This is a genomic window from Deltaproteobacteria bacterium GWA2_45_12, from assembly GCA_001797365.1.
GTDB lineage: Bacteria > UBA10199 > UBA10199 > UBA10199 > UBA10199 > UBA10199.
On the sequence record MGPH01000053.1, the window covers coordinates 1,516 to 2,935 of the forward strand.

At 46.4% G+C, this 1,420-nt stretch carries 3 protein-coding genes and 1 pseudogene (1 of these 4 cut by a window edge); all 4 read right to left on the reverse strand.

All coding sequences use genetic code 11. The annotated features are described in order from the left end of the window. Positions 1–119: 119 nt before the first annotated feature. Complete coding sequence (locus A2048_08055) at positions 120–467, reverse strand: hypothetical protein (GenBank protein OGP08028.1); 348 nt, start codon at positions 465–467, stop codon at positions 120–122. 97 nt (positions 468–564) lie between these two features. Further along, positions 565–906, reverse strand: a complete 342-nt coding sequence (locus tag A2048_08060; GenBank protein ID OGP08029.1) for a hypothetical protein — start codon at positions 904–906, stop codon at positions 565–567. A gap of 32 nt (positions 907–938) precedes the next feature. Then, positions 939–1,352, reverse strand: a complete 414-nt coding sequence (locus A2048_08065; protein ID OGP08030.1) for a hypothetical protein — start codon at positions 1,350–1,352, stop codon at positions 939–941. 25 nt (positions 1,353–1,377) lie between these two features. Next, positions 1,378–1,420: pseudogene (locus A2048_08070) on the reverse strand (hypothetical protein) (it continues 1,943 nt past the right edge of the window).

The following is a 1,420-nucleotide window of genomic DNA, read 5'->3' on the forward strand; positions in this document are numbered from 1 at the left end:
GCCACCAAACCCGATGCCTTCGCGATTTACACAGGCATGCTCAAAAGTATCCGCTGTGCCATCACATGTTTCATTTTTTTTACAAGGGACAAGGTGTCCCCAATCGCAATTGTACTTGCCTAGCTCTTGGAATTCACAAAGACAGATTTTAAATCCAGCAATCTCCCTGCCCATAAAACCTTGGCTTCCGCATATGTACCCCCCCCAATGATTACTGTCACAGTTAACAGCCCCAAGTGGGGCTCTTTCAGGTAGATTGGCTGGTCGATCAATACAAATATCATCGGAGATCCATTGAGCGCGTGGGTTACACATTTCATCCCTGTCGCAAAGAACAGTTCTCGTCCAATCGCAGTCAAGTCTATGAGCAGCTGCATTCCAATTACAAAGACATTCTTTATACCCTGCACGCCCTGCTTCTGCTGAACAGGTGATAATCCCACTTCCCGGACATAAATTAACAGCAATTGCTCTCAATGAAAAATTTGAAGTGGAAATAACTATGGAAACAACAAACCAAATAGTCTTAATAATTTTCATTTGATCATCCTTACTTATCCCAATCTAGGGGCCAAAACCGCGAACACCGTCAATCGCCGGTGCGGTTCCTACACATCCTTCCAGAGAGAGCCCTACTGTTTTCCTGAGCGAATAGGCCAGTAGGATACTTGCCAGCCGGGCATTGGCGCCCGGCGTTGTCAAATCAATTCGGTAATAACCTCCGCCTCCCCCACACGCATCGGGATCAATAAAAGGTGCATCGGTCCCAATATCCACATGCTCCGACCAGGTCGACACACCGGTCACAAGACCATGGCGCACCTCTCCCCCCGCATGAGACAGGATTGGGAACAGCAGTGCCAAACCTGCTATGACGATTGATAGAATGTTACTGTTTATTTTCATTTCTTTCCTCCATTTTTAATCCTGTTTACTGTTTAATTATCAATAAAAACATTCCACCCATCTGTTCCCATGGCGCCGTTGCCAATGTCACAGACCCCATTGCCAGCAAATCCAATGGTATCCCCGTTGGTCTTGGCCAATAGGAGCATCGCCAATAATGTTTTATATTCAGGCGTATTGAGAAGAACGTTAAAGCGCACGAATGTATTTCCGTCACATACGGCTCGTTCCCCGGGAGCTTCCGGCACATTCACGCTTCGAAATACGACTTCGATATAAGTCGGCGTTGCAAAAACCAATTCAGGGGCATGACCGCGGTACCACCCCTGCCAACCGTCTGTGGCGTATGCTGGTGAACTTAGGCTGAGGGCCATCATCAAAAGTCCTGCCAGCAGGATCTGTTTTACAAACTCTCTCTTGCATAATTGGGTTGAAATATTTTTCATCTTTTTTCCTTTCTGTAAGTATTAATTAAAACGCCATCGTGGTTGAAATCGATTCCTCCAATTCCTCC

Excerpts from the sequence above, each read along its gene's own strand:
- A2048_08060 (OGP08029.1), bottom strand. The coding sequence starts at position 906 with ATGAAAATAAACAGTAACATTCTATCAATCGTCATAGCAGGTTTGGCA.
- A2048_08065 (OGP08030.1), bottom strand. The coding sequence starts at position 1,352 with ATGAAAAATATTTCAACCCAATTATGCAAGAGAGAGTTTGTAAAACAG.